This window comes from Bacillus sp. DU-106 (genome assembly GCF_004799705.1).
Lineage (GTDB): Bacteria > Bacillota > Bacilli > Bacillales > Bacillaceae_G > Bacillus_A > Bacillus_A cereus.
On the sequence record NZ_CP026607.1, the window covers coordinates 3,325,635 to 3,350,498 of the forward strand.

Here is a 24,864-nt window from a genome sequence, read left to right on the forward strand (position 1 = left end):
TTTCTTACCCTAACTGACGTTTAAATGCTTTACTGGCGAAAAAGTAAGAAATAATCATTATACCTACGCACCAAGCGAGCGCAATCCAAATATCGTTTCCAACAGTTCCTTCATATAAAAGAGCACGAATCGCATTCACGATTGAAGTTACAGGCTGATTCTCTGCAAATGCACGAACAATTTTTGGCATCGTTTCGGTAGGCACAAAGGCCGAACTAATAAATGGAAGAAAAACTAGCGGGTACGAGTAAGCAGTCGCCCCTTCCATAGACCTCGCTTTCAATCCTGGAATGATAGCTAGCCATGTTAGCGCCAGCGTAAACATCCCAAGTATCCCAGCTACCGCGAGCCAATCTAGAATATTAGCACTGGAACGGAAACCCATTAAGAGTGCAACAAGAATAACCACCACGATAGTAAGTATATTAGCAACTAGAGAGGTTAAAACGTGAGCCCACAATATGGATGAGCGCTTAATAGGCATCGTAATGAAACGTGCCATCAGCCCACTCTTTACATCCGTAAAGAGTCGCACGGAAGTGTAAGCTACACCGGATGCGATAGCCATTAGCAAAATTCCCGGCAATAAATAATTAACGTAGTTTTCCGTTCCAGTTTTTATTGCGCCGCCAAACACGTAGACAAATAATAGCATCATCATAATCGGTGTAATCGCTACTGTAATAATTGTATCCGGACTGCGCATAATGTTACGCATTAAACGACCTAGTAATACACCTGTTTTACTTTTCATTTACATCTCCTCCTTTTTGCCAATGATCGAAAGGAATATTTCTTCCAATGTCGGTTGCTTCTCGATATACTCCACTTTTGCTGGCGGGAACATCTCTTTTAGTTCAGCAAGAGTACCTGTCGTAATAATTTTTCCGCCATGCAAAATAGCGATACGGTCTGCCAGTTGTTCTGCTTCCTCCAAGTACTGAGTCGTAAGCAAAATAGTTGTACCGCTACCAGCAAGTTCCTTGACTGTATCCCACACTTCGATTCGCGCTTCAGGATCAAGTCCAGTCGTTGGTTCGTCAAGAAAAATAACTGCTGGCGCCCCAATCAAACTCATCGCGATATCAAGCCGGCGCTTCATCCCGCCTGAATACTGATCTGCCCTTTGGTTTGCCGCATCAGTCAGGCTAAATCTTGCAAGTAGATTGTCAGCAACTTGAGCGGGATTGGAAACACCACGTAATTTGGCGATCATTATCAAGTTTTCCCTCCCAGTCAGCATACCGTCTAAAGCTGCGAACTGCCCTGTCAAACTGATACTTTGACGAACATGATCTGGTTGACTCTGTACATCAAATCCACAAATACTTACTTCACCGCTATCTTGCTTCATTAGTGTCGAAAGGATGTTGACCGTTGTCGTCTTTCCCGCTCCATTTGAGCCTAGCAGCGCGAAAATTTCTCCACGCTGCACCTCAAAATCTACCCCTTTTAAAACTTCCTTGTCTTTAAAGGATTTTTTCAAGCCTTTTACAGAAATCACTGCATGACTCATACTTTTTTCCTCCCTATAAAAATGTTTTGCGAAGACTATTTATTTACCTCTATCTATTTAGTATCACTGATATTCTGTATTACTTAGTACCGAATTAAAAATATAACTGAATAGCTATGATGGCAATTCATATGTGTAACCAGCTAATCAGTCGGTACTACTTATTCCATTTATTTTTTTCTCAATTTCTTCATAATACTTTCATTCAAATCTTCACGATACTTGGAGACGTAAGTTTTAGCATTTGCCACTAGTTCGTCAGCAAAGGAAGCCACGTCATCCCCAGTAATGTCAAGCACTTGTCTTCCTTCCGCTGCACCCGCTTCGAACAAATCGATTAATTCATACTGTATGTGTAACATATCCATCCCGTTACCCGCTGAAAAATTCCACATGTAGTTTTGAATTTTCTTAAATACAAATTGGTAGTCCTCTGGCAGAGCCTCAACTCGTGCCATCATCATTTTGTACTCTTTTTTATCACCAATTAACTTTTTGAACATTTCTAACATCTTATTTTCCTCCTTTTTTATAAAACCGAACAAGAAATTCTCAAAATATCGGCCGAAACATTTTATATTATGAGGCTAGTTTGACTTCAAGACGTTAATTTTTGACGATACAAAATCCCATTTTCTCCAAAATAATTCAAGCTCCTGACGGCCAGCTTCATTTAATGAATAAAACTTACGAGGCGGCCCCATATCTGATGGTTTCTTTTCAATATTCACAAGCTTTTTCTTCTCTAATCGTACGAGGATGGTATAGACCGTTCCTTCCACGACTTCGGTAAACCCAAGATCATTCAGGTGGCGAGTAATCTCATAACCATACGTTTCACGGCGGCTAATGATTTCCAGCACACACCCTTCCAGTGAACCTTTCAACATTTCAGTTAAATTTTCCATGTTCTGATCCTCCTTTACCCCCTATTCTGTCTGACTTATATTCAGTATTACAGAGTACTAAGGCGAATTTTTTACTGAACCGTTTTTGTGAATCTGAACTATTCAGTATCACTTATTACATCTATATTGTATGACTAAGTAGTTATGGATGTCAACTTTATTTTCAAAAAAATTAAAAATCCGCTTTACCCTAACCGGATACAGCCTACTTTTTTTATTGTAAGGACCATCACACTAGCAAAACAGAACTGATTCAAAGTGTAATTTAAATCAGCTCTGTTTTATTGTTTTTATACCGATATATCTTGTTTTTTCACGATACAAATTGTTTCTCACTACCATTCCCATTGCATATAAAGCATAAAGGCAAGTGCGGTCAGAGAAAATTTCCAGAGATTATCCGTACATGATACGAGCCCCTAAAATACAATTCTGTTAGAAATCTGTTCTCTATATTCTCTTTTATTTTATTTCTGATAGTTGATTAGCAACACTATCTAAAAATTTTTCTACCTTTTCTTTTGATGTATCCGGCGCATGATAACCGATCGTAAATGTAAGCCTTCCATTATAAGAGCTTGCTCCCATTGAAAAGAATGGTGCATACATAATAGGTGATGCCATATACCCGTCCTCAGCTTGAATTTGACCAAACTGAATAGGTTCCTCAGCAATCACTCCCAAATTTGTCAGTAATGGCAACGCCATCCCCATCTGTACAGCCTGTTCATATTGCTGATTATACATTTCCTTCACTGTAGATAGCTTCATTTCTGCCAGTAACTCCATTCCTGCTGCTGAAGAAAGACCTGGATTTTGAGACTTTATTTTATCCATTGATTGTTTAACTCGAACAAGAGTCTGCTTAAATGTTTCATCGTCTTCCATTTTAATCACTGGCATTTCCATACCGGATAAGTTGCAAATAGCACCAGTTGTATTATTAGGCAGATATCGACGTAAATCAATTGTCAAACCAATCATTTTTTCTGCAGTACGAGGTTCTGCATACACAGTGAAATGTGATAAAACTCGGAAGTAAGCAGTCATGATTACATCATTCAAGGTAACCTGTTGTGCTTTTGTCCATTGGGTTAAACGTAGAGTTTGCTTATGGCTCAATCGCCGTACGGACATTTGGGGAAATTTATTTTTGTTAGATTGAGATGGAAAAGACCATAACGATGCCTGTTGTTCTTGGTTAGGTCGATACGCACTTTTTATGTCCGATATTCCAGCGTATTTGAATACATGTGATTGATCTCGACAACTCTCATTTCCCTCATCAAATTCCTTTATAATTTGCTTCTTAGACCGTCCCAATGAAAGGTGAGTATATATTGTTCCAAGCAATTATATATATTCCTTGACTCCTGCACCATCTGAACATAGATGAGACAATTTCACAACTAACATATCTATTGTAGTGCCCCGTAATAATTTCGTTTGAACCATAGGCCCCTGAATACGATCACCAGGTTCCTTAATAAAATCTATTGCCATTATTTCAAGTTCTTGATTATTTCCTTCTGCAAAAAAGCAAATAGATGAGTTAGTGTCAGATGAATGTTCCTCCCAGTAAGGAATATCATTTTCTACAAACCGGCTGTTCAAAACTGGTTGCAATTGCAACGTTATCCTTACTGATTCTTCAAGTATTTCCTTGGATATACCTACAGGAAAATAAAGAACTGCATTAATTTGTTGATCTGCAGAATAAAGACCTAATACATAATTCATTCGATCTTGTGGTGTTACTGAATACTTTCTTTTCTCCATAATTCCGTCCCCCTTTAGGACTTTTTGTATAACCCTATTTTCCATATGCTTGTAATTTTTCTAGTCATTTTTCTTCAAGAGCTAATAACGCTTATTTTTCGAATTTTTAACGAAATCATCTTCTCCGTATTGGTTTCATTCTTTTTACAGGTGATATATTCATTATTTTATTGTTATCAACACTGCCTAACCTTACAATAAAACCAAACGAAAATAAATTAAGTTTACATATACATAAACATTTTATTATAACGTCTATAAATTATCAATACAGCAAATAAATCATTTTTATGTCTGTCAATAAAAAACAATATATTCAAGATCCACTTCATAATAAAAGATTGATGTGCATGTAAATGTACCCATATCACTTTCAAAATAAGAATGAGAATTTTTTCAACAAAAATAAGATGCAGTTATTGATTTTACAGTAAAAAAAGCCCCTCCATTTTGAAAATGCGCAATCAAAATGAGTAGGGCTATTTCCAATTTAAATTTTATAAAAGAATGATTATCATAAATAATATTTTACTTTTTAGTCTACCTTATTATTTTCAATCCATTTTCCTAATAAATGAATGGATTTTATTCCTATAATTTGAGGTGGTATCGTTGTTTTTTTAAAATAGAAAGCTGATTTTCAAATCAAATGAAAAAGAGGTAAAATTATAGATATTCATGTAGAAATTTCGTTTTGGGGATACTTAAAATCTTAAGGTGATGGGCATGTGGTGTTATACTTTAAAAGCTCTATAAATTTTATAGATATAGCGATTTTCTTTATTAATAATCATTTGTATGTGCGTTTACTCACACACATACAAATGATTTATAAAGCCACAATTAAGTGAAAACATCTTTTCCGTTACGATAACATCATAGCCATGTCTTCTGCTGCATTTGTAATTAGTTTTAAACCAAATGTTTCTTGTAATACATCAAGCACGCCAGGTGAAATAAATTCAGGAGCCTTTGGACCGATGCGAATATCTTGAATTCCAAGACTAAATAGCCCGAGTAAAATGGCAACCGCTTTTTGTTCAAACCATGATAGCACAATACTTACTGGCAATTCATTCACTTCACATTGGAAAGCATCAGCTAATGTAGCTGCTATTTTCACTGTAGAAATGGAATTATTACATTGTCCTAAGTCGATGTAGCGCGGAATCTCGGTACCAGGTACAACACCGTAATCCACATCATTAAAGCGGAATTTCCCGCAAGAAGTTGTTAAAATAACTGTTTCTGGCGGAAGTGACGTTGCTAATTCACGATAATATTCTCCACCTTTTCCCGGTGCATCACAACCGGCAATAACAAAGAAACGCTTTATCTTCCCCTCTTTTACTGCATTAATAATTTCCGGAGCTAATGATAATACTGTATTATGATGAAACCCTGTTACTAACTGTTCATCCGACTCCATATGTACTTCTGAAAGTTCTAGTGCTTTTTGAATCAATGGTGTAAAATCATCATTTTCAATTTTTTGTACACCCTCTAAACCTGCAATGTCATATGAAAAGAATCGATCAGAGTATGATCCTTTAATTGGCATAACACAGTTCGTTGTAGCTAATATGGCACCAGTAAATTTTTCAAAAAGGCGTCTTTGATCATACCATGCCTTACCGATGTTTCCTTTTAAATGTTTATATTTTTTCAGTTGCGGGTATCCGTGTGCTGGTAGCATTTCAGAATGCGTATAAATATTAATGTCTTTTCCTTCTGTTTGCTTTAATAGTTCTTCTAATGCAAATAAATTATGGCCCGTAACTACAATTGCTTTACCTTCTACACGATTTTGTGTAATTTGTACAGGTTCTGGCACACCAAAATGATTCGTATGTGCCTCATCTAATAATTCCATCACCCGTAAAGCTGATTTCCCCACTTTCATAGCCATATCAATATGCTCTTGTTCGTTAAAATTAGAATTTGTTAATGTCATATATAAAGCTTCTTGTGTTGTAGCATCTACAAATCCATCCGTATACCCTAGCTGAGCAGCATGTGTGCGATAAGCTGCAATTCCTTTTAGCCCAAACACAATCGTATCTTGTAGACTCGCAATCGTTTCATTCTTCCCACAAACACCCATTACTTTACATCCGCCTGTTGGCGTTTGTTCACATTGATAACAAAACATATCATCCCACCCTCTCCCAATCATTCATTACACCTTAAGCATAATACCCATTGAAAAAAAGTGATGTGATATCAATCACAATAATATATAAAGATTTGTGACAGTTCATATTGTTGACATAATATTTTTATTGACACTAAAAAATAAGCATTAGTGTGCACACATCTTTCGATACTTTTAAATAGCTAATTAATTTGGAGAAATATATAAAACGAAAAAAATTTTGAGTCCCATGTACAAATAGTTGCAATTCATTACATATGAAAATAGACATACAAATACGCTCTTCTTTCTATCATTCAATAGAAAGAAGAGCGTATTTGTCATTTTAAGGAACTATCATTTTTTTTATTAAAGCCTTCATTGTAAACCTCTTTATTTACAATACATTTACACTATCTTAACATTACTTACATTATTTATATGATATATTTATATAGAAGCTACTTAAGAAATTTCATATACATTTTATCTTTATGATCTCTAATCTAATCAATAAAAAGATCATGTTATATTTTTATAACAGGGGTGAATTACGATGACTGAAACTTTAAAAACACTTATAATGCTTGATGCTACTTACGTTGTTATTGCAATTATGACAGTACTAGTATTTGTATACTTGGAATTAAAATCTCAGTAATATATGCTGACGTAATCGACAGATTCAGCATTTAAATATAGTTAGAAGAAAGAAAGAAAGGAGAAAATTATTTCTCCTTTCTTTTGTATTTCTACAATTTCTTATTTTAATAAATCCAATGTATGTAAAAGTAATCCCTTGTCTCCTACTTCTCCATGACCAGGTACTACCGAATTTATATTTCCATATCGCTTCAGCACATTCTCAATCGATGTAGACCATTCATTTACATACGCATCCGCAACATTTCCTAAATCTTTAGCTTCCGCAGATTTTACTAAACAGCCTCCAGCTAAAATTTGATATTGTGGCAACCAAACAACAATATTATCTTCTGTATGTCCTTTCCCTGGATAGAACGTTTCTACTTTTGTATTGCCAAACTTCAAACTCGTAATTATTTGTAAATCTCCAAGCGGCTCTTCATATCCACTGTTCTTTGCTAGTTCTGCGGTTAATGCTGTACTATGCGCTTTAATTCCTCTTTCTTTCAACGTTTTTATTCCGCCAATTCGATCAGCGTGCGCATGTGTAATAATGACATCCGTTATGCGCTTCTGAAATTTCTTTTCTACCATTTCCATTAGTTCCTTCGTTAATTTGTTATCCCAAGAAGAATCAACAAGCACTAGTCCTTTAGTAGTATTAAGAACTAGACCGTTCGAAGGAACTGCTTCTCCATTAAAATAACCTAACTCCGTATGAACCCATACATTCTTGTTTAACTGAGATATTGAAATGGTTCCCGTCTCATTTTTTATTACTGTTTTCTCTACCTTTTGTGATGCTTGTACAGAAGAAATTGTGCTAACAAATTGAATTGTTCCTAGTAAACCTACACATAATCCTACTTTTAACAACGTATTCTTTTTCATGTTATCAACCCTTTCTTTCAAGCTAAATAGTTATTACCTATATTAGACAATTTATCTCAAATGTTTGTTCCATCTTCATTTGCATACTTTTATGTAATTAACAAAAAAGCATACAAAATTTTGTACGCTTTAAAACTTAATCTTTCATTCCATAATTCTCAAACTCTTCCTCATTCCCATAAAATACATTCAAATCAATATACTTTTCTTTTCCATTATAACCGCTTAATCTCCCGCGGTTCGTGTATTGCCAAAACGTCCATTTTCTCTCATCAGATAAACTCGGTTTTGTAAGAACACTACGAATCCATATATTACATTTTGGATACGCATCCTTTATATATAAATCATACGCCTCTTGCGTTGCATACAATATTACTTTCTTATCGTAATGTTTTTCTAGCATTTCAATCATGACCGCCAACTCTTTCGTAACATCTTCACGCTTAGGCGGATTATCTTTTTTGTTAGCGTAAAACTCAACATCAATCACGGGTGGCAGTGCTTGTTTATATTTTGGAACAGTTCGTATAAATTGCTCTGCTTGTGTTTCACCCTTACTATCGAAACTAAAAAAATGATACGCTCCGATGCGCATATCTGTCTTATTCGCATTCCTCCAATTTTTCGAAAAGTACTCATCCACAAACGAACTTCCTTCAGTCGCCTTTATAAACGCAAACTTCATATTTTGCTTTTCCAACTCTCTCCAATCTATATCCCCTTGATACGATGCGACATCTACACCTTTTATTTCATACTTATCAGCACTTATTTGATTCGGAATGAATATGCCTTGAAAAACTAAGTAAACGACAACACTTATTACACTAATTAAAGTAAAGATTCCCCCTATAAAAAGCTTCTTTTTCATTCATATCACCCATCTTTACAAATTAAAATTCTACTTACCATTCACGCTTTTTATTAATTTTCATTTTTTCTTTAAACGCCTTCTCTAAATCAATATTTAATTTATTTGCTAAATCACATACATTCCAAATTACATCAAACATTTCTAAACCGATTTCTCTTTTCGCATCTTGTATTGTATCACGCTTTAATATGACTTCCGCCAATTCACCTAATTCCGCCATCGTATATATCGTACGCTCTTCAATTGTTGTATCTTGAAATCCTTTTTCTTTACTGAAATTTGATACATACTTCTGAAACTACCAATACTCTATTTTTCTATTACACTTAAAACCAAATTTATATTTTGTTAAATTATAACATTCGGACTATAATTTATTTATAGCCCATTAACGGAGGTGTTTGCAATGACTCTCTTCGCTTCACCAACATTATTTATAGTAGCAATCATTTCATTTGCACTAGCTTATTTCATCGGAGTAAAGCAGTACACTTGGCTCTTATCAGGATTCAACGAACGCCGCGTGCCTGATAAAGTGAAACTATCAAAAATAGTAGGTCTTTATAATTTAATTGCTGGTGTCATTGCGACAATCGGTAGTGTCTTCACTACGCCTAATGTCACAATCGTTATTCCTATCACTCTAATTGGACACTTTATAATCGCGGCTTATGTAAATACACGCATGGTGCAGTAAAAAAGATCACCCAAATGGATGATCTTTTTTATAATTTATCAACATATTGCTTCGCTTCTAGTAAGGAAAAACTAAAAGCTTCTCTTACTCTCTTAACTGCTGTAATTTTTTTGCCTTCTTCTACAAGCTGGCGTAGTTCTTTATTAATTTCAGGTTCTCTTTCTATAATTCCCATTTCTTTCGTAATTAATTGTAATCTATCTTCAATTCTCTTTAAACGCGCATCATTTTTCTTTTCAATTGTAGTTAATTTTTCAGCGATATAAATGAAACCAACAGCTACTATCAGTATAACCATCCAGAATTCCATGAATGTTCCCCCCTTACTAACTTTCATTTACTTTATTTCACTAACTTATGTAAATTTTACCACAATACACATTTAATGTATAATATCACTATATCAAACTGTTAATAAAACCTATTATTTTAGGGGGACACTTTATGAAAAGATTTTTAAATACGTTACTTCAATTTGTAGTTCTTTCAATCGTGCTACATTTGTTATTTGATATAGTTGGTTGGCTTGTTTTCAATGCACCAATTAAAAACAAACAAATCATCATTTCTTTAATAACAATCTCATGGGTTATGTACATGTACCGAGACAAATTTTTTCAAAAGTTCACTTCAAACTAACAAAAAAAGAAAACACTTCATTGGTGAGGTTGTAAAAACGTTATCCTTATAATGAAAATAAAGAAGCTGTTCCTTCCAGCTTCTTTATCTATATAACATTTTTCGCAACAATTTTTATATGTTCTGGTGCGATAATCTCCGTTATACTTTCTTGGAAATCTTCCCGCAACATTTCTTCCAAATGTTCTAACTGCACTTCAACATGAGTGCATTCTAAATTATGTATATTTAACAGTGCATAATGATCTTTTTTCTTAATTACTAAATATTGATTTTCCTCTGTCACAAGTACAGAACCTAATCGGACTCCTAGTAAGCGTTGATCATCAAACTTCATAATTACTTCTCCTTCCCTCATATAAACAAAATTACAATGAAAATAATTACATTTATGGAAAAACACACTTATTTAGACTATATCATAATTTACTAAAATAGAAATATCTTTTTCTGTTTTAATAAAAATCCCTATTTTTTCATATATTTCGATACAAAAAACTTTCTCAACATTAAATTTGAATTTTCAGTTTTTAATCCTATGAAAATCTATTATAATAAAGTTAATAAATGTTTGACCTCTCCTAATTCATGTACATATGGATGATCAGTAGTTATTGCTACTGATCTATTTTTTTGATTTCAGAAAGTACATACTCTGCATCCTTTCCTACACCACAAATAAGTGCGGAACCCCTTTGAGATTGCCATGGTAAACCGATATAATACAATCCTTTTACTGGACTGATTCCCTTTATATGATTAGGAAATCCTTTCTCATTCACTGCCTGTTCAATTTCAATCCAATTATAATTTTGAACAAAACCAGTTGACCATATAATGCTTTCTGCACTATAAGTATCACCATTCTGAAACATAATGTTATTTCCTGATGCACTTACTACTTTTTCTTGCAGTTTGATTGCTCCATTACGAATAAGTTTCTTACCTTCAAAACCGAAAATAGGGTCCTTTCTCTTCTGAAACCATCTTCCCCTCTTTGTATTTATTTCAGCGTACAATAAACCCACTTTTTCTAGCAGATTAAAAATACTTTTTCCAAAAAGTTGTAACGGTAAAAACGTTAAAGGATGACTAATAGACACCGTAACTTCATGAGTCTTTGCCAGTTCTACTGCAATTTGCATTCCTGAATTCCCACCACCTACTACTAGTACTTTTCCCTTAGGAATTTGTGATGGTGATTTATATTGTGATGAATGTATTTGAAAAATATGTGATGATAGATTTGCTGAAACTGAGGGAATAAACGGTTGCTGAAAAGCACCTGATGCGATAATAACTTTTTTCGTTTGTAAAATTTCTGTAGGAGTGCGTAATTCAAATATTTCTTTTTCTTTCTTTATTTTTAGAACTTCCGTTTGTAATTGTACCGGTAATTGAAAATGTCTTGCATATTCTTCTAAATAAGTTGCAATTTCATCTTTATATGGAAATTCATTTTTTTCACCTATTAACGCCATACCCGGCAAGCTACTGTAAGACCTTGGGGTAAAAAGCTGCAAAGAATCATATCGATTTCTCCATGAATCACCAACTCGCTTTCCTGCCTCAAGTAATAAAAAATTATACCCTTCCTGCTTCAAGTAATATCCCATTGTTAATCCAGCTTGACCTGCCCCAATAATAATTAGATCTTTCATTCTAATCCCTCCTCTTCTTAAACACATGAATATTTGTTCATATATTCATACGTTTCCATAATCATAACATTTTCTTTTTATATGATTCAATATCTACTCAAAATAAAAAAGAGCAGTTCACTGCTCTATGAACTACTCTTCATTCCATTTCTACAATTTTTCCTCGTATAGTGTAATTCTATTTGAAAACGGATCAATTACAGTTAATTCAATTGTACCCCAAGGTGTTTTTTCTATATTCGGCTTCGAATAAGCATATTCTTTACTTAATACTACAGAATGATAATCCTTTACATCATCTATTTTGATCCGAATCGCACCACCTGGTGAGGCATCACCATGATGTTCTGATAAATGTATCACAGCATCCTGTAACGAAATTTGCAAATATAATGGCATATTTTCCTCATACCGATGTTCCCAATCCAGTTTAAATCCTAAAAAACCTAAGTAAAATAGTTTTGCTTTTTCAATATCAAAAATTCTAAATATAGGTGTTATCATTTATACTCTCCTCCTATTTATAAACATCTGCTGCCAATTCTCCCAAAACATCCACGTTTACTACTTCATAGCATCCATCGTTCTTCTTTATTATCTCTTTATCACAAAAAACATTTAATGTTCGCAACAAATGCCGATAGCTCGTTCCTAACAATTCCGCTATTTCCGTTAAATTCCCACTAAATACAATTCTATTTCCGTGCTGTACTGCTCGTTCCCCTGCTGCTAACATGTAACTCGCAAGTCTATTTTCAAGCGGATACAATAAATTAATTGTACTATTTTTTGAAAGTCGATTTAACTTATGTGCTAACGATCCACAAATACATCTTAAAAATTTCGCATCATGAAATAGCTGATTTCTCACTTTTCCTAATGGTAAACCAACACAATATGAATCTGCCATTACTTGTACATTTGAAGTAATCCTTTGGGAATGAATTAACTCCACATCTCCAAGTAACTGCAAACTATCATAAAAACACAGTAATACGGATTTTCCGTTACTTAATGTGTTAAACGCTTTCGCTTTTCCTTCAACAAAGAAATATAAATAATCTATCTCTTCATTTTCTCTACAAATAAACTCATTCTTTTTAAAAAATATAAGTTCCATATATGGCTTCATATCATGACTAAAAAATGAATCAATATTATTTTGCTTTATATACTCTGCTAATTTAATAGAATTACATACTTTCTTCATAGTTCCCCACCTTTACAACTCATCCCCATTGTAATCAAAATTTTCTTCTTCCACTATGACATATGTCATAGTAATACACAATTTCAGCATGATACAGTCATTACAAATATGAAATATAAAGGGGATATTGCATTGTATAACTTTCTTTCTGTCTTTATTGGTGTGCTCATCGCCGTTATGCTTCCATTGAATGGAATTTTATCTGAGTTAATTGGCAAGTACACAGCAAGCGTGGTCATTCACCTTGTCGGTTTAATTGCAGTTATCTTCATTTTAATCATAAACAAAAATAAAATTCGTTTCGATAAAAGTATTCCACTTTTTTTATATAGCGCTGGAGCGATTGGAGTATTCACTGTTCTTTTTAACAATATAACTTTTTCCGTCCTTGGTGCTTCTATTACGATCGCATTAAGTTTACTCGGCCAATCCATTGCTTCCATCATTATCGATCATTTTGGCTTATTAGGAATGAAAGTTGCAAAGTTTGAAAAGAAAAAACTAGTTGGATTAGCATTCATCTCTTCTGGGATTATTATCATGACAATATATTAATGGGGGCAAAAATATGTTATATATTACGATCGCTATTTTAGCTGGTGTTTCTATCGTTGTTGCTAGAATTATTAACGCGAATTTAGCAAAGGAAATTGGAAACTGGGAAGGCACGTTTTTCAATTATATTACTGGATTATTTTTCTCTATGTTATTTTTAATTTTCAGTTCAGATTCATTGTATATCCCTATTCATAAGTTGCAATCTATTCCTATCGCCGTATACTTAGGCGGATTAGTAGGAGTTATCGTTATTTCATTATCCAACTATATTACTCCTAAAATATCAGCCTTTTATTTAACATTACTCATCTTTATCGGACAATTATTTGCGGGGACTATTATTGATTTCTTCCTGACAAATGAACTCTCAATTGGTAAAGTTATCGGTGGCATTTTCGTATTAATTGGGCTCACTTACAATTTACTCATAGATCGCCCGATAAAAACTGTGAAGCATAACCAAGTTCAACTATAATACTTTACGCTTACCTATCATATATTAATAGAAAAGCTCTTCACACGAAGTAATAGAGAGGAGAAAATCCTATTAAAAAAATTATTTTATTGCTAGGTAGCGTATTAATTATTTCTGGAATTGCATGGTTTATAAACTCGGGAAAATCTATTCAAGATCTCTATACTGCAAATAAACCGAAAAAGAAAGCTACTATTATTTCAAGCTCGCGAGATCCAAATGAGCCCCCTGTTTTTTTAGGAAAACAGGAAATAAAAGATATACATGTCGAATCAATTAAAACAAAACAGGATATCTTTCTCACAAAAACAGATGAATTAAAAACGTTTATTAACAGTATGAATACCGCAAAAAAAGGTAAATTAACATTAGATGAAGAAGGATCAGACTTAATAGATTGTGATATGTGGATTACTTTCGAGGATGGAACTTATAAAAAATATTTCATATGGGTAGTTGATCATCACAGTAGCGAAGTGATGATTGCTCAGCAAGATACTCCTGATGATGTAAAACTTACGTACTATCAGTTAAACGAAGATAGTTCAAAAAAAGTTTATAATTTATTTAAAAAAATTATTTAAACGAAAAAGTCATGAGCACGCGAACTCATGACTTTTTGCACTATATATACTCAGGGAACACTCTACAACCCTTTTCCTGCTCTATATCATGACCAAAGAAAACAATTGGTTTCTCTTTCGCCACAACTCCTTTTAAACGTTTGATTGAAGATAAAGCTAATTCTGGATCAAATCCTGCGAACGGCACTTCATCTTCAAAATTCTCTTTCGTGTACGATGCATCAATTGTTAATAAAACTGAACCGGATTGCTCCGTCTCAATGAATAACGACTGATGGCCTGGAGAATGACCTGGCGTATACAATAATTGAACACCTGGTACCACTTTATAATCCCCTTCAATAATTTTGTAGTTCAAATGCGGTAATATACATTCTTTCATATATTCTTCTCTATGAAGTGCTGCCTCATATTCCGCTCGCTGCACAATAATCGGTGTATTTGTAAAAGCACCGTTTCCTCCTGCATGATCAAAATGTAAGTGAGAACTAATAATATATAAAAGGTCGTCCGGCTCATACCCTACACGCTTTAATATATTCACGATTCTATCTTCTTCAGTCATTTTCGGTAAAATCTGTCCTTCAACAAATGTACCGTTAAAAAGCCCTTCATTATTAACTGCACTTTCTGGCATACCTGTATCTACTAAAATAGGCCCCTCTTCTGTCTCCAAAAGATAACACCATACAGGTAAGTTCAATAAATTCCCCGGCGCGAGTGTACTATTAACAGAAGAATGATCTAACATACAACGACCTGCTGGGATGAAATAAAGCTTCTTTACTGTCATTATGTATCCACCTTTACATTTAGTTTTGGATAAAGTAATACAGTAAAAAATTCTTCTTTTTAGAAATAAACTCCTTCTAGACTATCAGTACAGCTTACATAAAAAAGAAACATTAACACCGATTAACGCTGAAAACTTAAAGAAAGCACATGCACTACTTGAAAGCGGGCACACCATTGGAAAAATCGTATTAGAGAAATTTTAATCATGATAGTGACAGATAGTATGTAAAATTATATTAACGATTTTTCGAATATATCTATCATAACGTACAATATATCAACGATTTTTCAAATATATCTATCACAAATCAAATTATATCAACGATTCGTCAAGCTATATCGATTTATCGACAAATAGCAACAATAAGAAAAGGCTGTTCCAGATGAACAGCCTTTTCTTTATTTACTTGAAATCTCTTTATTATTTTGAACGTCTAACGGAGCTCGCTTTCCTATTCCGAAAGCATAGAAACTAATTGTAACGATAGCTAAGAAAATAATACCTACAACTAATGAAATACGAGTATCATCGTTAAACCACATTCCGATTAATACCATAATTAAAAAGGCAATCGTTAAATAGTTTGTTACAGGAGCAAATGGCATTTTGAATGGATGATCTTTCATCTCTGCTCCCTTTTCTTTTCTAAAATTAATTTGACTAATTAAAATGACAAACCATGGTACCATACCAGGAAGTACACTCGCACTATATACATATACGAATAAGTTTTTCGGTGCGATGTAACTTAAAACAACACCAACCGCCAGACCGATAATTACGCCAACTGTACCAAATAAAGGTACACCATTTCCAGAAAGTTTCGTAAAATATTTCGGTGCTTGTCCATTTACACCTAACGTATAAAGCATACGACCAGCACTATAAATACCACTATTACAACCAGACATTGCTGCTGTAATAACAACAAAGTTAATAAGTCCAGCTGCTGCCGTAATACCAACTTTCGCAAAAGTCGCTACGAACGGGCTACCAATTGTACTTAATTGATCCCACGGATACACAGTTACAATAACGAAAATAGCACCGATGTAGAAAATTAAAATACGCCAAATTGTACTTTGAATCGCTCTTGTAAGTGTCTTCTTTGGATCCTTCGCTTCACCAGCAGTAATACCGATTAATTCCACACCTTGATACGCTCCAACTACAAGTGATAATGCAAAGAAGAATCCTGAAAAACCACCTGTAAAGAAACCGCCATTTGACCAAAGATTAGATATGCCAATCGCTTCTCCGCCGTTACCAATTCCAAAGAAAATAAGGCCAAATCCCGCAATAATCATTAATAGAATCGTAACGATTTTAATCATCGCAAACCAAAATTCAAATTCACCAAATGACTTAACTGAAATTAAGTTAGCTGCACCAAGAATAACCATTGCGATTATACCTGGTATCCAAGCTGGTAAATCCGGGAACCAATATTGCATATATGCTCCAACCGCGATAATTTCTGACATCCCAACGATAACCCACTGGAACCAGTTACTCCACGCTGTCATATAACCAGCTAACGGGTGAATATACTTATGACCGAACGTCGCAAATGAGCCTGTACTTGGCTCCATATACAACATTTCTCCCATGGCACGCATGATGAAGAAGATAAAAATACCTGCAATGGCATAAGCAAGCATTACTGACGGACCTGTCCATTTAATTGTGCTGGCTGACCCCATAAACAAACCAACACCAATCGTTCCGCCTAAAGCAATCATTTGAATATGACGTGCTTCTAAACCTCTTTTCAATTCTTTGTTTGCCACTTCACTTCCCCCTCTTAGATGATTCATAGCCGCATTTTAACACAAGATGCTTTCCCCTAATTCCTTTCGGCCCTGAAAATGATGAAGCAAACGTCATTTTACACTAGCTTTAAAGCTATCCTAAAATCGTTTTGCGCTCCTAATAAAATTCTCAAAACCTTTCATCTTCCAATATTCTATAAATCTTAAAATTACTTACCTTATATTAATTCATTAATCTGAAAAATTCAATTATTTTTTCAATAAATTATTATACATAAGTCTGATTAATTTTTAACTAAATTAACAATAAAATACATCTATTCAATATGATTCCGGCATGTATATTATTACAATATAAATAACAGAGGAGAGCATTTCTTCCTCGGTTTCATATGTCAAATACTTCAACCTTTATAGTTGATAACGTAATTTCCCACACATTCGATTTATATACCAATAAGAAATTTAATATATTAATAAACTACTAACTTCTTTACCCCAGCCAAAATATAAAAGAGTCTCATTAAAAAATGAGACTCTTTTACAATTTCATATTTAAATCGATTTCGAAGTTTGCTTACCAAAGATAAATACCCTAGTAAACACTACCATTATAACTACAATAACCAGAAAATAAAGTGGCATCACTAGTAACGAGCCTGTATGCAGCTGACTCATCCCCAAAATTGTCATCGTTACAATTACATAGTATCCTAAGCTAAACAATGCTCCGGCTGTACCAATAACATCTTGAAAATCTACTAATGCTAAACTTAAACAGTTAGGCAACGCTACTCCAATTCCTAATAGCAATATAAACATCGCTATTAAAAATCCAATCATATATATTATGTTTTGGTTTAATCCCAATGCTGTAATAACAGTTAAAAGGATAGCTCCCACTGTCATTACAAGACAACCAATATATATAATTTTCTCTGGTCTATACGTGGCAAGTAAACGTTTTGAAATTTTCGCTCCAACAATAGAAGCAGATGCAACAACAATTCCTAGAAATCCATACATACTAGGCGATAATTGAAAATATTCAATAAAGATAAACGGCGCTTCTGCATAATAGCTAAATAAAACACCATTTGCTCCTCCAATTAACAGCCCATATGTTACCACTTTCGGATTTGTAATTAACCTCTTCGAGACTGAAAATACATTTATTTTATTCGTTACTGAGACCGTTTTTGTTTCAGGGAGAGAAACAAACGTATACAGAAAAATACCGATACTCATAACTACTAAACTTAAAAATACTATTTTAAATCCAAACATTTGATCAAGAAAGCCACCAATTAACGGTCCTATCGCTGGTGTAAAAGCAATGACTGCCGAGATTTGAGCAAACATAACATGCCGCTTATGCCCTTCTACACTTTCCCGAAGAATCGTTTGTGTAACCACGGATCCTGCACTTGCTCCAAACGCTTGAATAAAACGACTTATCAATAAAACTTCAATGGAACTTGCAATATAGCATAAGAAACTCCCAGCGCCATATACGACAATTCCAAGTAACATCGCCCGGCGACGACCAATTATATCTGATAACCACCCAATAAAAAATACACCTAACGCAAAACCAGCAAAATACACACTAAGTGTTAACTGCACCTCATTATTACTTACATGTAACGCCTTTGAAATGTCTGGTAAAGACGGTGTGTAAATCGTTTCACTAATTTGCGGAAATGCGACAAGAACAATCATTAACAAAAGTGATGGTACTGAGACTTTTTTCATTTTTCATACCCTCCTATAACTTTGAAAATCTCAGAAATAAAAAGACTTTCCTTAGCTACGGAACAGGAGGGGCCATTATAGAAATCCGTTCATAAAACAACAAAGAAAACACCTCAATTACGTATGTTAATACTTATAGGAGGGTAATATTAACATCGATTTTTAAATATACTTTTTCAATTATATTACATACTGCGTTTCTTTTACTAGTGCTCGGCCTTGGAGGATTGTTAAAAAGATAACTTGATGCAGTCACCTTTTTATGGAATAATTAGAAATAGTTTGAATTCGTAAGTTTAATTATTAAACGATAGACTAGCATATTTTAATGTCACAAGCTTACAAACTGGAGGCCTTTCGTAATGATTGAAATTTTAAGGACAGTAGTAAACTTTCTAATTTCTCTATTCTCAGGAGAATTACCATTTGTATATTATGTATGGATTATTACCCTATTCCTAATTCAAATAACCCAATCTACTCTAAACTATAAACTCTTTAACAAGAAAGGCAATTTCAGCACTTATATATCGGAAGGATTACTTGCTTTTATTATTTTATTGTTTGGAGGAATATTAGTATCTAAGTTACTTGCTTACATAATAGACGATCCTACTATTAGTATGACGAATTTAACACATTATTTTGTTTCTCTTATCATATTAACTATATTTGTCGTAATAACCTGTGTTAAAGACTTTATAGAGACATCTATAAAGAATAAAAATATATCTCTTTTGAGCTTTTTAGTAATTTCCTTAATAACAAGCATACTTTCATTCAAGTTTTTATCACCTTTAATTGAAGGTTCTTTTTCTCTTTCTAAATCTTTTATAACTACTTTAATCATTCTTGTAACTATATCAATCCCTCTATTAATTTCCTTAGAGGATAAGTATGCAGATGAAGGGGAAACGGAAAATTTATAGCTTCTCATTTACATAAAAGAAAGAGGGAGCTCCCCTCTTTCTTTTAAATCATCCCTTTTAATATTAATCCTAAAACTGACATTATTATCGCACTAATAATAATTCGCAAAATCCAAGTTGTGTTTGTACTTATTTTTTCTAATTGCTTATTGATTGTTGCTATATCTTTCTCATTAATAGTAGTACGCGTTTCTAAAGCACGAATGTCTCTCATAATTTCTTTTTGCTCCGCCTTGAGACTGTCAATTTTAGCGTAAACATCTTCCATATATTCACACCCTCTGTTCATCTTAATAGAAAAATCTATATATATTATGAGACAACCCTCTTACCTGTGAATACATTGCGTACATCCGCGTACCAAATTATTTGTACAATCTAATTGAATTATTCATATGTTTCCTATCTTCTATATAAATCAGCGTTAAGATAAATTAAAAAAGGAATCCCTTGTTTATTTAACAACAAACAAGGTGCAATCCAACATTCGGGAGCACCTACGATAATTTCTATTGTTTTCATATTTACAACTCCATATAATCAGTATGATTTTCTGAAGAAGCCACTTTTTGAACTGTTTAAAGTATACTAATATGAATACGAAATAGCTGTATTGATAAACTCTCTAGAACAATAAATATACTGGCTGAAACGGATCTATATCCAATATTTTTTCCAGTAACATGAATGGTTATTTCTGATAAATACGTTTGTATATCATTGTTTTCAAAAATTTCATCCTCAACCTTTACAATATCTGCTTCACAATCTACTTCTTTAAAAGTTTTCAATAATTTTGTTTCCAATAAACTACAATCAAAATTCTCATCTTTTATTACGGCAAATTTAACCTTCATATCGATTTCCCCATTTTTAACAAACTAAAATCATTAAATCAATATAAATATATATTATTCTATTAAATAATTCAAAATATACGCTTCTCATATACATTATTAAAAATCAGTTCTAAAGAATTAAATGCAAAAAGAAATTACATATACAAATCCCCTATTTCAACTTAACTTTGTGTAATAATGCATATTTCAAATACATTATTTCCTTTCACTCATACTTTTATCATTGAGTTTTTATTCACAAATTCGTAACACATATATATGAGTTATTATGCTAAAATTAGTTTATTCACAAGAGGAAGTTATTCTTAATAAATCAATCATTTTTAATACCCTGTTTAAAGCCTTGCCCCCCTGCAAGGCTTTTTCCTATTTAACCAGAGTAGTAGTTTTCGTTATGCATCTCTCCCCTTTGTTCCTTACCCTACAAATAATACTGAATGTTTATTTTACTTTTTCAACATCCTTACTCGCTCTGTTCGAGAGCTCTTTACCAAATATTCAATCTAATGATAAAATTGACCAAATTAATATTTTCGTCCATAACTGTATCAAAAAGTACACTAAAGAAAAAATAGCACTCTCACGATTAAGTAAACGCGAGCTTTTTTCTTCTATCTACTTACTATTTAAGGTTAATAGTTTAGTAACAAGATTTAAAAATTCGACTTAAATTCATTAATGAATGGAGAGGTTTATATGAAATTAAAAGACAAAGTAGCAATCATAACTGGTGGTGCAAGTGGAATTGGCGAATCTACTGTTCGTCTTTTTATCGAAGAAGGTGCAAAAGTAGTTATTGCTGACTTTTCTGAACGTGGAAAAGAACTATCAGATGAATTGAATGCACATGGATATAATACATTATTTATTAAAACCGATGTAACAAAAGAGGCAGATATTAAACAGCTAATTCATGAGACAGTAAGTACATACGGTAAATTAGATATTATGTATGCCAATGCCGGCGTTGCTGATGATGCACCGGCAAACGAATTATCCTATGAAAAGTGGAAAAGAACTATTGATATTAATTTGTCTGGGGTATTCCTTTCTGATAAATATTCGATTGAACAATTTCTTAAACAAGGTACAGGTGGTGTCATCGTTAACGCTGGTTCGATTCATAGTTTTGTTTCATTACCTACACCAACAGCATACTCCTCTGCAAAAGGTGGTGTGAAACTATTAACTCAAAATTTATGTACTGCCTACGCTAAATATGGAATACGTATTAACGCGGTGTGCCCTGGTTATATTGACACCCCTTTACTAGGTAGTGTTAATCCTCAACAGAAAGAATATTTAGCTTCACTTCATCCACAAGGCAGACTTGGAACACCAGAAGAAGTCGCTAAAGCTGTCTTATTTTTAGCAAGTGATGATGCTAGTTTTGTTAACGGCACAACACTTCTTGTTGATGGAGGCTATACTGCACGTTAATTTAAAAATTTTGAAGCACCCTAAAAAATATATAGTCTTCAACAAGAAAAAGCGCCATCACAAGTGACGGCGCTTTTTCTATGTAAGAGCAACTAGAAGATATCCTTCTAGCCTACTCCCATTTATAAGTCCAAAACTGTTCAAGTTGCAGCCATTTTAATGTTGCTGCATCTTTGTTTTTTATTTTTGCATGCGTGTCTTCAAGCATTGCTTCTGTTTGTGAACGGTGCGCACCTAATGCAGTTAATTTATGATCAAATACTTCACTAATGTTATTTACAACATCCGGTTCTCCTAATACTGCTTCACGATTTTTCGTAATCGCAACAGCATGAATAACTGGGCGCTCTTCTTTTGGCATACGTGATACAGCGCGAACGACAGCGCGGCCAAATGCATTATGATCTGGATGTACACCGTGCTCTGGATAAAATGTAATAATTCGAGATGGATTTACTTCTTGAATGATTGCTTCAATTTTGTCAGCAACGAAATCAACATCTTCAAATTCTAACGTTTTATCATGGAAGCCAAGCATTCTTAAATCTTTAATACCCATCGCTTCACAAGCATCTTTCAATTCTTTCTTACGGATATGTGGAATCGTTTCACGGTTAGCGAATACGTTCTTACCCATGTTACGTCCCATTTGTCCTAGAGTACCACATGCATATGTTACAGGTACTCCTTGATCTGTTAATAAGCGAATTGTTCCTCCCGCAGCATATGCTTCATCATCTGGATGCGGAAATACAACAAGTACATGTCTCTCCATAAGTTTCCCTCCTTCTTACTTAAATGGTGTTAAGCTTAACTCAAGTGCAACTGCTAGACGACCTAAATTATCATGTCCAGCTAATAATAAACGCTCTTGATCGTCTACTTCCCAGTGCGTAATACCTTCAGCATATACCCAACCGTGATCCATTTTCAGACCAACTCGGTATGGATTTGTTCCAGTTATCTTCCCGCGTTCAAAACGGATAATCGCATTTCGAATGAAAGCACCAACTGTCATCATCTTTTCATTTATATGTGATGCATACGCTCCGTTTGTCGTTTCTAAATGAATATATACATCTTTATTTACAAAACGTTCAATTTCATTTTGAATAAGAGAACTATCTTTTACTATTTCCATCGGAATTCACCTCTTTAAACCATTTTACGCAAAAATAATGTAAATTGCTATCTCTATATTAGAGGACAACGCTCACTTTTCCTAATAATTTGCACTGTGTTTTTTATATTTTTTATATGATATGTAAAAAATACATTTTTTCCTTCACTTTGTTAAATAGTTTTCTTTCTTTTTTGAATTTGCTACAATATATTTTATCCCGTATTATTGCAGCGAGATACATTTCGAAAATTGAATACATAATTTAAAGAAGGTGACATGATTGGAACAGTCAGCACATGAAGTAGCAAATTGGCAATATTATTTTGCAATTGCCGTATTTTTAATCACGTACGGATTTATTATTTCTGAGAAATTGAATCGTGCTGTAATCGCACTATTCGGTGCTGCTATTATGATTATTTTTGGAGTTGTAGATTTACATACTGCTTTCACATCACATATTCAATGGGAAACGATTACCCTTTTAATTGGGATGATGATTCTCGTACATATTACGAGTCAATCAGGCGTCTTTGAATTTGTGGCCATTAAAGCGGCAAAAGCAGCTGGCGGAAAACCGATTCGCATTTTATTATTACTATCCCTATTAACTGCTGTCGGATCAGCATTTTTGGACAATGTAACGACTGTTTTATTAATCGTTCCTGTTACATTATCCATTACACGTATTTTAAAAGTAAATCCTGTGCCTTATTTGATTTCAGAAGTGCTGTTTTCAAATATAGGCGGAACAGCAACATTAATCGGTGATCCACCTAATATTATGATTGGATCAGCAAACAAGCATTTAGACTTTAACGCCTTTTTACTTAACTTAGCTCCAATCGTAATTATTATTTCTATTGTGACACTTGGCATTATTTACTTCATGTACCGTAACAAACTAAAAACAACACCTGAACAAATCGAAAAACTAATGGCATTAAATGAAAAAGATTATATTAAGGATCAAAGCCTCCTTTTAAAATCTATTTCGATTTTAGGACTAACTATTTTAGGCTTCGTACTTCATTCGATTATTCATGTAAACGCTGCCGTTATAGCGATGACAGGCGCTACACTTCTTATGTTAATCGGCGTGAAAGAACATGATATTGAAGATGTATTTGCCCACGTTGAATGGGTAACCATTTTCTTCTTCGCCGGACTATTCGTTCTCGTTGGCGGGTTAATTGATATCGGACTTATCTCTTCACTTGCAAAAGAAGTAATCGGCGTAACAAACGGTGACATCGGATTCGCAGCTATACTTATTTTATGGGTATCTGGCATCGCATCTGCGACAATCGACAACATCCCTTTTGTCGCTACGATGATTCCTCTTATTCAAGACTTAGCTACAGGACTCGGACTATCTGTCGATTCTCCGCAAATCGAAGTACTATGGTGGGCGTTATCTCTTGGAGCTTGCTTAGGAGGAAATGGAACGCTAATCGGAGCATCTGCAAACGTAGTCGTTGCTGGTATTGCAAAACGTGAAGGACATGCTTTCTCTTATATGGACTTCTTAAAAATTGGTTTACCATTAACTATTGTTGCACTCTTGTTATCACATGCTTATATATATTTACGTTATTTAATGTAAAAGTTGTAT

Annotated in this window: 27 protein-coding genes and 2 pseudogenes; 8 read left to right on the plus strand and 21 right to left on the minus strand. The window is 33.8% G+C overall.

The window, feature by feature from the left end:
- Window positions 1–4: 4 nt before the first annotated feature.
- The 9 genes and pseudogenes from C3Y97_RS16965 to C3Y97_RS17005 all read right to left on the minus strand — a co-directional run.
- Window positions 5–754: an ABC transporter permease gene (locus tag C3Y97_RS16965; protein WP_136363543.1), complete on the minus strand. Its 750-nt coding sequence runs from the start codon at window positions 752–754 to the stop codon at window positions 5–7.
- The gene (locus C3Y97_RS16970) at window positions 755–1,516 is read right to left on the minus strand and encodes an ABC transporter ATP-binding protein (protein ID WP_000017567.1); all 762 of its coding nucleotides are present in this window, start codon (window positions 1,514–1,516) and stop codon (window positions 755–757) included. It lies immediately after the preceding gene.
- Between the two features lie 170 nt (window positions 1,517–1,686).
- The gene (locus C3Y97_RS16975) at window positions 1,687–2,028 is read right to left on the minus strand and encodes a DUF1048 domain-containing protein (RefSeq protein ID WP_000891986.1); all 342 of its coding nucleotides are present in this window, start codon (window positions 2,026–2,028) and stop codon (window positions 1,687–1,689) included.
- Between the two features lie 75 nt (window positions 2,029–2,103).
- Entirely contained in the window at window positions 2,104–2,424 is a 321-nt protein-coding gene (locus C3Y97_RS16980; RefSeq protein WP_000429484.1) for a PadR family transcriptional regulator, read from the minus strand.
- Between the two features lie 462 nt (window positions 2,425–2,886).
- A pseudogene (locus C3Y97_RS16985) lies at window positions 2,887–4,203 on the minus strand (condensation domain-containing protein).
- An 865-nt stretch (window positions 4,204–5,068) separates the two neighbouring features.
- The gene (gene hcp, locus C3Y97_RS16990; protein WP_121868261.1) at window positions 5,069–6,355 is read right to left on the minus strand and encodes a hydroxylamine reductase; all 1,287 of its coding nucleotides are present in this window, start codon (window positions 6,353–6,355) and stop codon (window positions 5,069–5,071) included.
- 744 nt (window positions 6,356–7,099) lie between these two features.
- Complete coding sequence (gene bla2 / locus C3Y97_RS16995) at window positions 7,100–7,873, minus strand: BcII family subclass B1 metallo-beta-lactamase (protein ID WP_000742478.1); 774 nt, start codon at window positions 7,871–7,873, stop codon at window positions 7,100–7,102.
- 136 nt (window positions 7,874–8,009) lie between these two features.
- Complete coding sequence (locus C3Y97_RS17000; RefSeq protein WP_000727665.1) at window positions 8,010–8,747, minus strand: glycoside hydrolase family 25 protein; 738 nt, start codon at window positions 8,745–8,747, stop codon at window positions 8,010–8,012.
- Window positions 8,748–8,781: 34 nt separating this feature from the next.
- A pseudogene (locus tag C3Y97_RS17005) lies at window positions 8,782–9,048 on the minus strand (MazG nucleotide pyrophosphohydrolase domain-containing protein); the annotation flags it as partial.
- 108 nt (window positions 9,049–9,156) lie between these two features.
- On the opposite strand from C3Y97_RS17005, the gene C3Y97_RS17010 reads away from it, so the two are divergent.
- Window positions 9,157–9,447: a DUF3784 domain-containing protein gene (locus C3Y97_RS17010; RefSeq protein ID WP_000171773.1), complete on the plus strand. Its 291-nt coding sequence runs from the start codon at window positions 9,157–9,159 to the stop codon at window positions 9,445–9,447.
- A 28-nt stretch (window positions 9,448–9,475) separates the two neighbouring features.
- Here the strand turns inward: C3Y97_RS17010 and C3Y97_RS17015 are convergent, their stop codons facing one another.
- Window positions 9,476–9,757 carry a hypothetical protein gene (locus C3Y97_RS17015; RefSeq protein WP_000397725.1) on the minus strand — a complete coding sequence of 94 codons (282 nt, stop codon included), beginning with the start codon at window positions 9,755–9,757 and terminating at the stop codon, window positions 9,476–9,478.
- A gap of 134 nt (window positions 9,758–9,891) precedes the next feature.
- Here C3Y97_RS17015 and C3Y97_RS17020 point away from each other — a divergent pair, with 134 nt between their 5' ends.
- Window positions 9,892–10,086: a hypothetical protein gene (locus C3Y97_RS17020; RefSeq protein WP_000819660.1), complete on the plus strand. Its 195-nt coding sequence runs from the start codon at window positions 9,892–9,894 to the stop codon at window positions 10,084–10,086.
- 88 nt (window positions 10,087–10,174) lie between these two features.
- On the opposite strand, the gene C3Y97_RS17025 is transcribed toward C3Y97_RS17020, so the two are convergent.
- The 4 genes from C3Y97_RS17025 to yeiL form a co-directional block, all read right to left on the minus strand.
- Window positions 10,175–10,423: a hypothetical protein gene (locus C3Y97_RS17025; RefSeq protein WP_000666948.1), complete on the minus strand. Its 249-nt coding sequence runs from the start codon at window positions 10,421–10,423 to the stop codon at window positions 10,175–10,177.
- Between the two features lie 280 nt (window positions 10,424–10,703).
- Window positions 10,704–11,747 (minus strand): flavin-containing monooxygenase, encoded by a 1,044-nt coding sequence (locus tag C3Y97_RS17030; protein WP_136363544.1) that lies wholly within the window; start codon window positions 11,745–11,747, stop codon window positions 10,704–10,706.
- Window positions 11,748–11,897: 150 nt separating this feature from the next.
- Entirely contained in the window at window positions 11,898–12,251 is a 354-nt protein-coding gene (locus C3Y97_RS17035) for a glyoxalase superfamily protein (protein ID WP_000632406.1), read from the minus strand.
- Between the two features lie 13 nt (window positions 12,252–12,264).
- Complete coding sequence (gene yeiL, locus C3Y97_RS17040; protein WP_136363545.1) at window positions 12,265–12,957, minus strand: transcriptional regulator YeiL; 693 nt, start codon at window positions 12,955–12,957, stop codon at window positions 12,265–12,267.
- Window positions 12,958–13,065: 108 nt separating this feature from the next.
- On the opposite strand from yeiL, the gene C3Y97_RS17045 reads away from it, so the two are divergent.
- From C3Y97_RS17045 to C3Y97_RS17055, 3 genes are all read left to right on the plus strand, one after another.
- A complete protein-coding gene (locus C3Y97_RS17045) occupies window positions 13,066–13,512 on the plus strand; it encodes a DMT family transporter (protein WP_136363546.1) in 447 nt (148 codons plus the stop codon).
- Window positions 13,513–13,525: 13 nt separating this feature from the next.
- A complete protein-coding gene (locus C3Y97_RS17050) occupies window positions 13,526–13,990 on the plus strand; it encodes a DMT family transporter (RefSeq protein ID WP_000965811.1) in 465 nt (154 codons plus the stop codon).
- A gap of 89 nt (window positions 13,991–14,079) precedes the next feature.
- Window positions 14,080–14,574, plus strand: a complete 495-nt coding sequence (locus C3Y97_RS17055) for a hypothetical protein (protein WP_000901700.1) — start codon at window positions 14,080–14,082, stop codon at window positions 14,572–14,574.
- Window positions 14,575–14,614: 40 nt separating this feature from the next.
- Here C3Y97_RS17055 and aiiA read toward each other — a convergent pair whose 3' ends face one another.
- The 3 genes from aiiA to C3Y97_RS17070 all read right to left on the minus strand — a co-directional run bounded on the left by aiiA (window position 14,615) and on the right by C3Y97_RS17070 (window position 18,897).
- Window positions 14,615–15,367, minus strand: coding sequence for a quorum-quenching N-acyl homoserine lactonase AiiA (gene aiiA, locus C3Y97_RS17060; protein ID WP_065211778.1), 753 nt, complete (start codon window positions 15,365–15,367; stop codon window positions 14,615–14,617).
- 401 nt (window positions 15,368–15,768) lie between these two features.
- Window positions 15,769–17,160 (minus strand): amino acid permease, encoded by a 1,392-nt coding sequence (locus C3Y97_RS17065; RefSeq protein ID WP_001284404.1) that lies wholly within the window; start codon window positions 17,158–17,160, stop codon window positions 15,769–15,771.
- Between the two features lie 537 nt (window positions 17,161–17,697).
- Window positions 17,698–18,897: a multidrug effflux MFS transporter gene (locus tag C3Y97_RS17070; protein ID WP_098212552.1), complete on the minus strand. Its 1,200-nt coding sequence runs from the start codon at window positions 18,895–18,897 to the stop codon at window positions 17,698–17,700.
- 362 nt (window positions 18,898–19,259) lie between these two features.
- Between C3Y97_RS17070 and C3Y97_RS17075 the strand changes: the two genes are divergently transcribed.
- Complete coding sequence (locus C3Y97_RS17075) at window positions 19,260–19,826, plus strand: DUF5823 family protein (protein WP_000570045.1); 567 nt, start codon at window positions 19,260–19,262, stop codon at window positions 19,824–19,826.
- A gap of 43 nt (window positions 19,827–19,869) precedes the next feature.
- On the opposite strand, the gene C3Y97_RS17080 is transcribed toward C3Y97_RS17075, so the two are convergent.
- Together C3Y97_RS17080 and C3Y97_RS17085 are read right to left on the minus strand one after the other, a co-directional pair.
- A complete protein-coding gene (locus C3Y97_RS17080) occupies window positions 19,870–20,094 on the minus strand; it encodes a hemolysin XhlA family protein (RefSeq protein WP_000390461.1) in 225 nt (74 codons plus the stop codon).
- 310 nt (window positions 20,095–20,404) lie between these two features.
- Window positions 20,405–20,683 carry a hypothetical protein gene (locus tag C3Y97_RS17085; protein WP_000865005.1) on the minus strand — a complete coding sequence of 93 codons (279 nt, stop codon included), beginning with the start codon at window positions 20,681–20,683 and terminating at the stop codon, window positions 20,405–20,407.
- Between the two features lie 699 nt (window positions 20,684–21,382).
- Between C3Y97_RS17085 and C3Y97_RS17095 the strand changes: the two genes are divergently transcribed.
- Window positions 21,383–22,126 carry an SDR family NAD(P)-dependent oxidoreductase gene (locus C3Y97_RS17095; protein ID WP_000768018.1) on the plus strand — a complete coding sequence of 248 codons (744 nt, stop codon included), beginning with the start codon at window positions 21,383–21,385 and terminating at the stop codon, window positions 22,124–22,126.
- Window positions 22,127–22,238: 112 nt separating this feature from the next.
- Here C3Y97_RS17095 and bshB2 read toward each other — a convergent pair whose 3' ends face one another.
- Both bshB2 and C3Y97_RS17105 read right to left on the minus strand, forming a co-directional pair.
- On the minus strand, window positions 22,239–22,901 hold the full coding sequence (gene bshB2, locus C3Y97_RS17100) for a bacillithiol biosynthesis deacetylase BshB2 (RefSeq protein WP_000439483.1): 663 nt from the start codon (window positions 22,899–22,901) through the stop codon (window positions 22,239–22,241).
- Between the two features lie 15 nt (window positions 22,902–22,916).
- Entirely contained in the window at window positions 22,917–23,267 is a 351-nt protein-coding gene (locus C3Y97_RS17105; RefSeq protein WP_000407045.1) for a YojF family protein, read from the minus strand.
- Between the two features lie 262 nt (window positions 23,268–23,529).
- On the opposite strand from C3Y97_RS17105, the gene C3Y97_RS17110 reads away from it, so the two are divergent.
- Window positions 23,530–24,855, plus strand: coding sequence for an ArsB/NhaD family transporter (locus C3Y97_RS17110; protein WP_136363547.1), 1,326 nt, complete (start codon window positions 23,530–23,532; stop codon window positions 24,853–24,855).
- Window positions 24,856–24,864: the final 9 nt, after the last annotated feature.

What these genes read in the sequence shown, in the direction of transcription:
- C3Y97_RS16965 (WP_136363543.1), bottom strand. Translation starts at nt 754, where the DNA reads ATGAAAAGTAAAACAGGTGTATTACTAGGTCGTTTAATGCGTAACATT.
- C3Y97_RS16970 (WP_000017567.1), bottom strand. Translation starts at nt 1,516, where the DNA reads ATGAGTCATGCAGTGATTTCTGTAAAAGGCTTGAAAAAATCCTTTAAA.
- C3Y97_RS16975 (WP_000891986.1), bottom strand. Translation starts at nt 2,028, where the DNA reads ATGTTAGAAATGTTCAAAAAGTTAATTGGTGATAAAAAAGAGTACAAA.
- C3Y97_RS16980 (WP_000429484.1), bottom strand. Translation starts at nt 2,424, where the DNA reads ATGGAAAATTTAACTGAAATGTTGAAAGGTTCACTGGAAGGGTGTGTG.
- hcp (WP_121868261.1), bottom strand. Translation starts at nt 6,355, where the DNA reads ATGTTTTGTTATCAATGTGAACAAACGCCAACAGGCGGATGTAAAGTA.
- bla2 (WP_000742478.1), bottom strand. Translation starts at nt 7,873, where the DNA reads ATGAAAAAGAATACGTTGTTAAAAGTAGGATTATGTGTAGGTTTACTA.
- C3Y97_RS17000 (WP_000727665.1), bottom strand. Translation starts at nt 8,747, where the DNA reads ATGAAAAAGAAGCTTTTTATAGGGGGAATCTTTACTTTAATTAGTGTA.
- C3Y97_RS17010 (WP_000171773.1), top strand. Translation starts at nt 9,157, where the DNA reads ATGACTCTCTTCGCTTCACCAACATTATTTATAGTAGCAATCATTTCA.
- C3Y97_RS17015 (WP_000397725.1), bottom strand. Translation starts at nt 9,757, where the DNA reads ATGGAATTCTGGATGGTTATACTGATAGTAGCTGTTGGTTTCATTTAT.
- C3Y97_RS17020 (WP_000819660.1), top strand. Translation starts at nt 9,892, where the DNA reads ATGAAAAGATTTTTAAATACGTTACTTCAATTTGTAGTTCTTTCAATC.
- C3Y97_RS17025 (WP_000666948.1), bottom strand. Translation starts at nt 10,423, where the DNA reads ATGAAGTTTGATGATCAACGCTTACTAGGAGTCCGATTAGGTTCTGTA.
- C3Y97_RS17030 (WP_136363544.1), bottom strand. Translation starts at nt 11,747, where the DNA reads ATGAAAGATCTAATTATTATTGGGGCAGGTCAAGCTGGATTAACAATG.
- C3Y97_RS17035 (WP_000632406.1), bottom strand. Translation starts at nt 12,251, where the DNA reads ATGATAACACCTATATTTAGAATTTTTGATATTGAAAAAGCAAAACTA.
- yeiL (WP_136363545.1), bottom strand. Translation starts at nt 12,957, where the DNA reads ATGAAGAAAGTATGTAATTCTATTAAATTAGCAGAGTATATAAAGCAA.
- C3Y97_RS17045 (WP_136363546.1), top strand. Translation starts at nt 13,066, where the DNA reads ATGAAATATAAAGGGGATATTGCATTGTATAACTTTCTTTCTGTCTTT.
- C3Y97_RS17050 (WP_000965811.1), top strand. Translation starts at nt 13,526, where the DNA reads ATGTTATATATTACGATCGCTATTTTAGCTGGTGTTTCTATCGTTGTT.
- aiiA (WP_065211778.1), bottom strand. Translation starts at nt 15,367, where the DNA reads ATGACAGTAAAGAAGCTTTATTTCATCCCAGCAGGTCGTTGTATGTTA.
- C3Y97_RS17070 (WP_098212552.1), bottom strand. Translation starts at nt 18,897, where the DNA reads ATGAAAAAAGTCTCAGTACCATCACTTTTGTTAATGATTGTTCTTGTC.
- C3Y97_RS17075 (WP_000570045.1), top strand. Translation starts at nt 19,260, where the DNA reads ATGATTGAAATTTTAAGGACAGTAGTAAACTTTCTAATTTCTCTATTC.
- C3Y97_RS17080 (WP_000390461.1), bottom strand. Translation starts at nt 20,094, where the DNA reads ATGGAAGATGTTTACGCTAAAATTGACAGTCTCAAGGCGGAGCAAAAA.
- C3Y97_RS17085 (WP_000865005.1), bottom strand. Translation starts at nt 20,683, where the DNA reads ATGAAGGTTAAATTTGCCGTAATAAAAGATGAGAATTTTGATTGTAGT.
- C3Y97_RS17095 (WP_000768018.1), top strand. Translation starts at nt 21,383, where the DNA reads ATGAAATTAAAAGACAAAGTAGCAATCATAACTGGTGGTGCAAGTGGA.
- bshB2 (WP_000439483.1), bottom strand. Translation starts at nt 22,901, where the DNA reads ATGGAGAGACATGTACTTGTTGTATTTCCGCATCCAGATGATGAAGCA.
- C3Y97_RS17105 (WP_000407045.1), bottom strand. Translation starts at nt 23,267, where the DNA reads ATGGAAATAGTAAAAGATAGTTCTCTTATTCAAAATGAAATTGAACGT.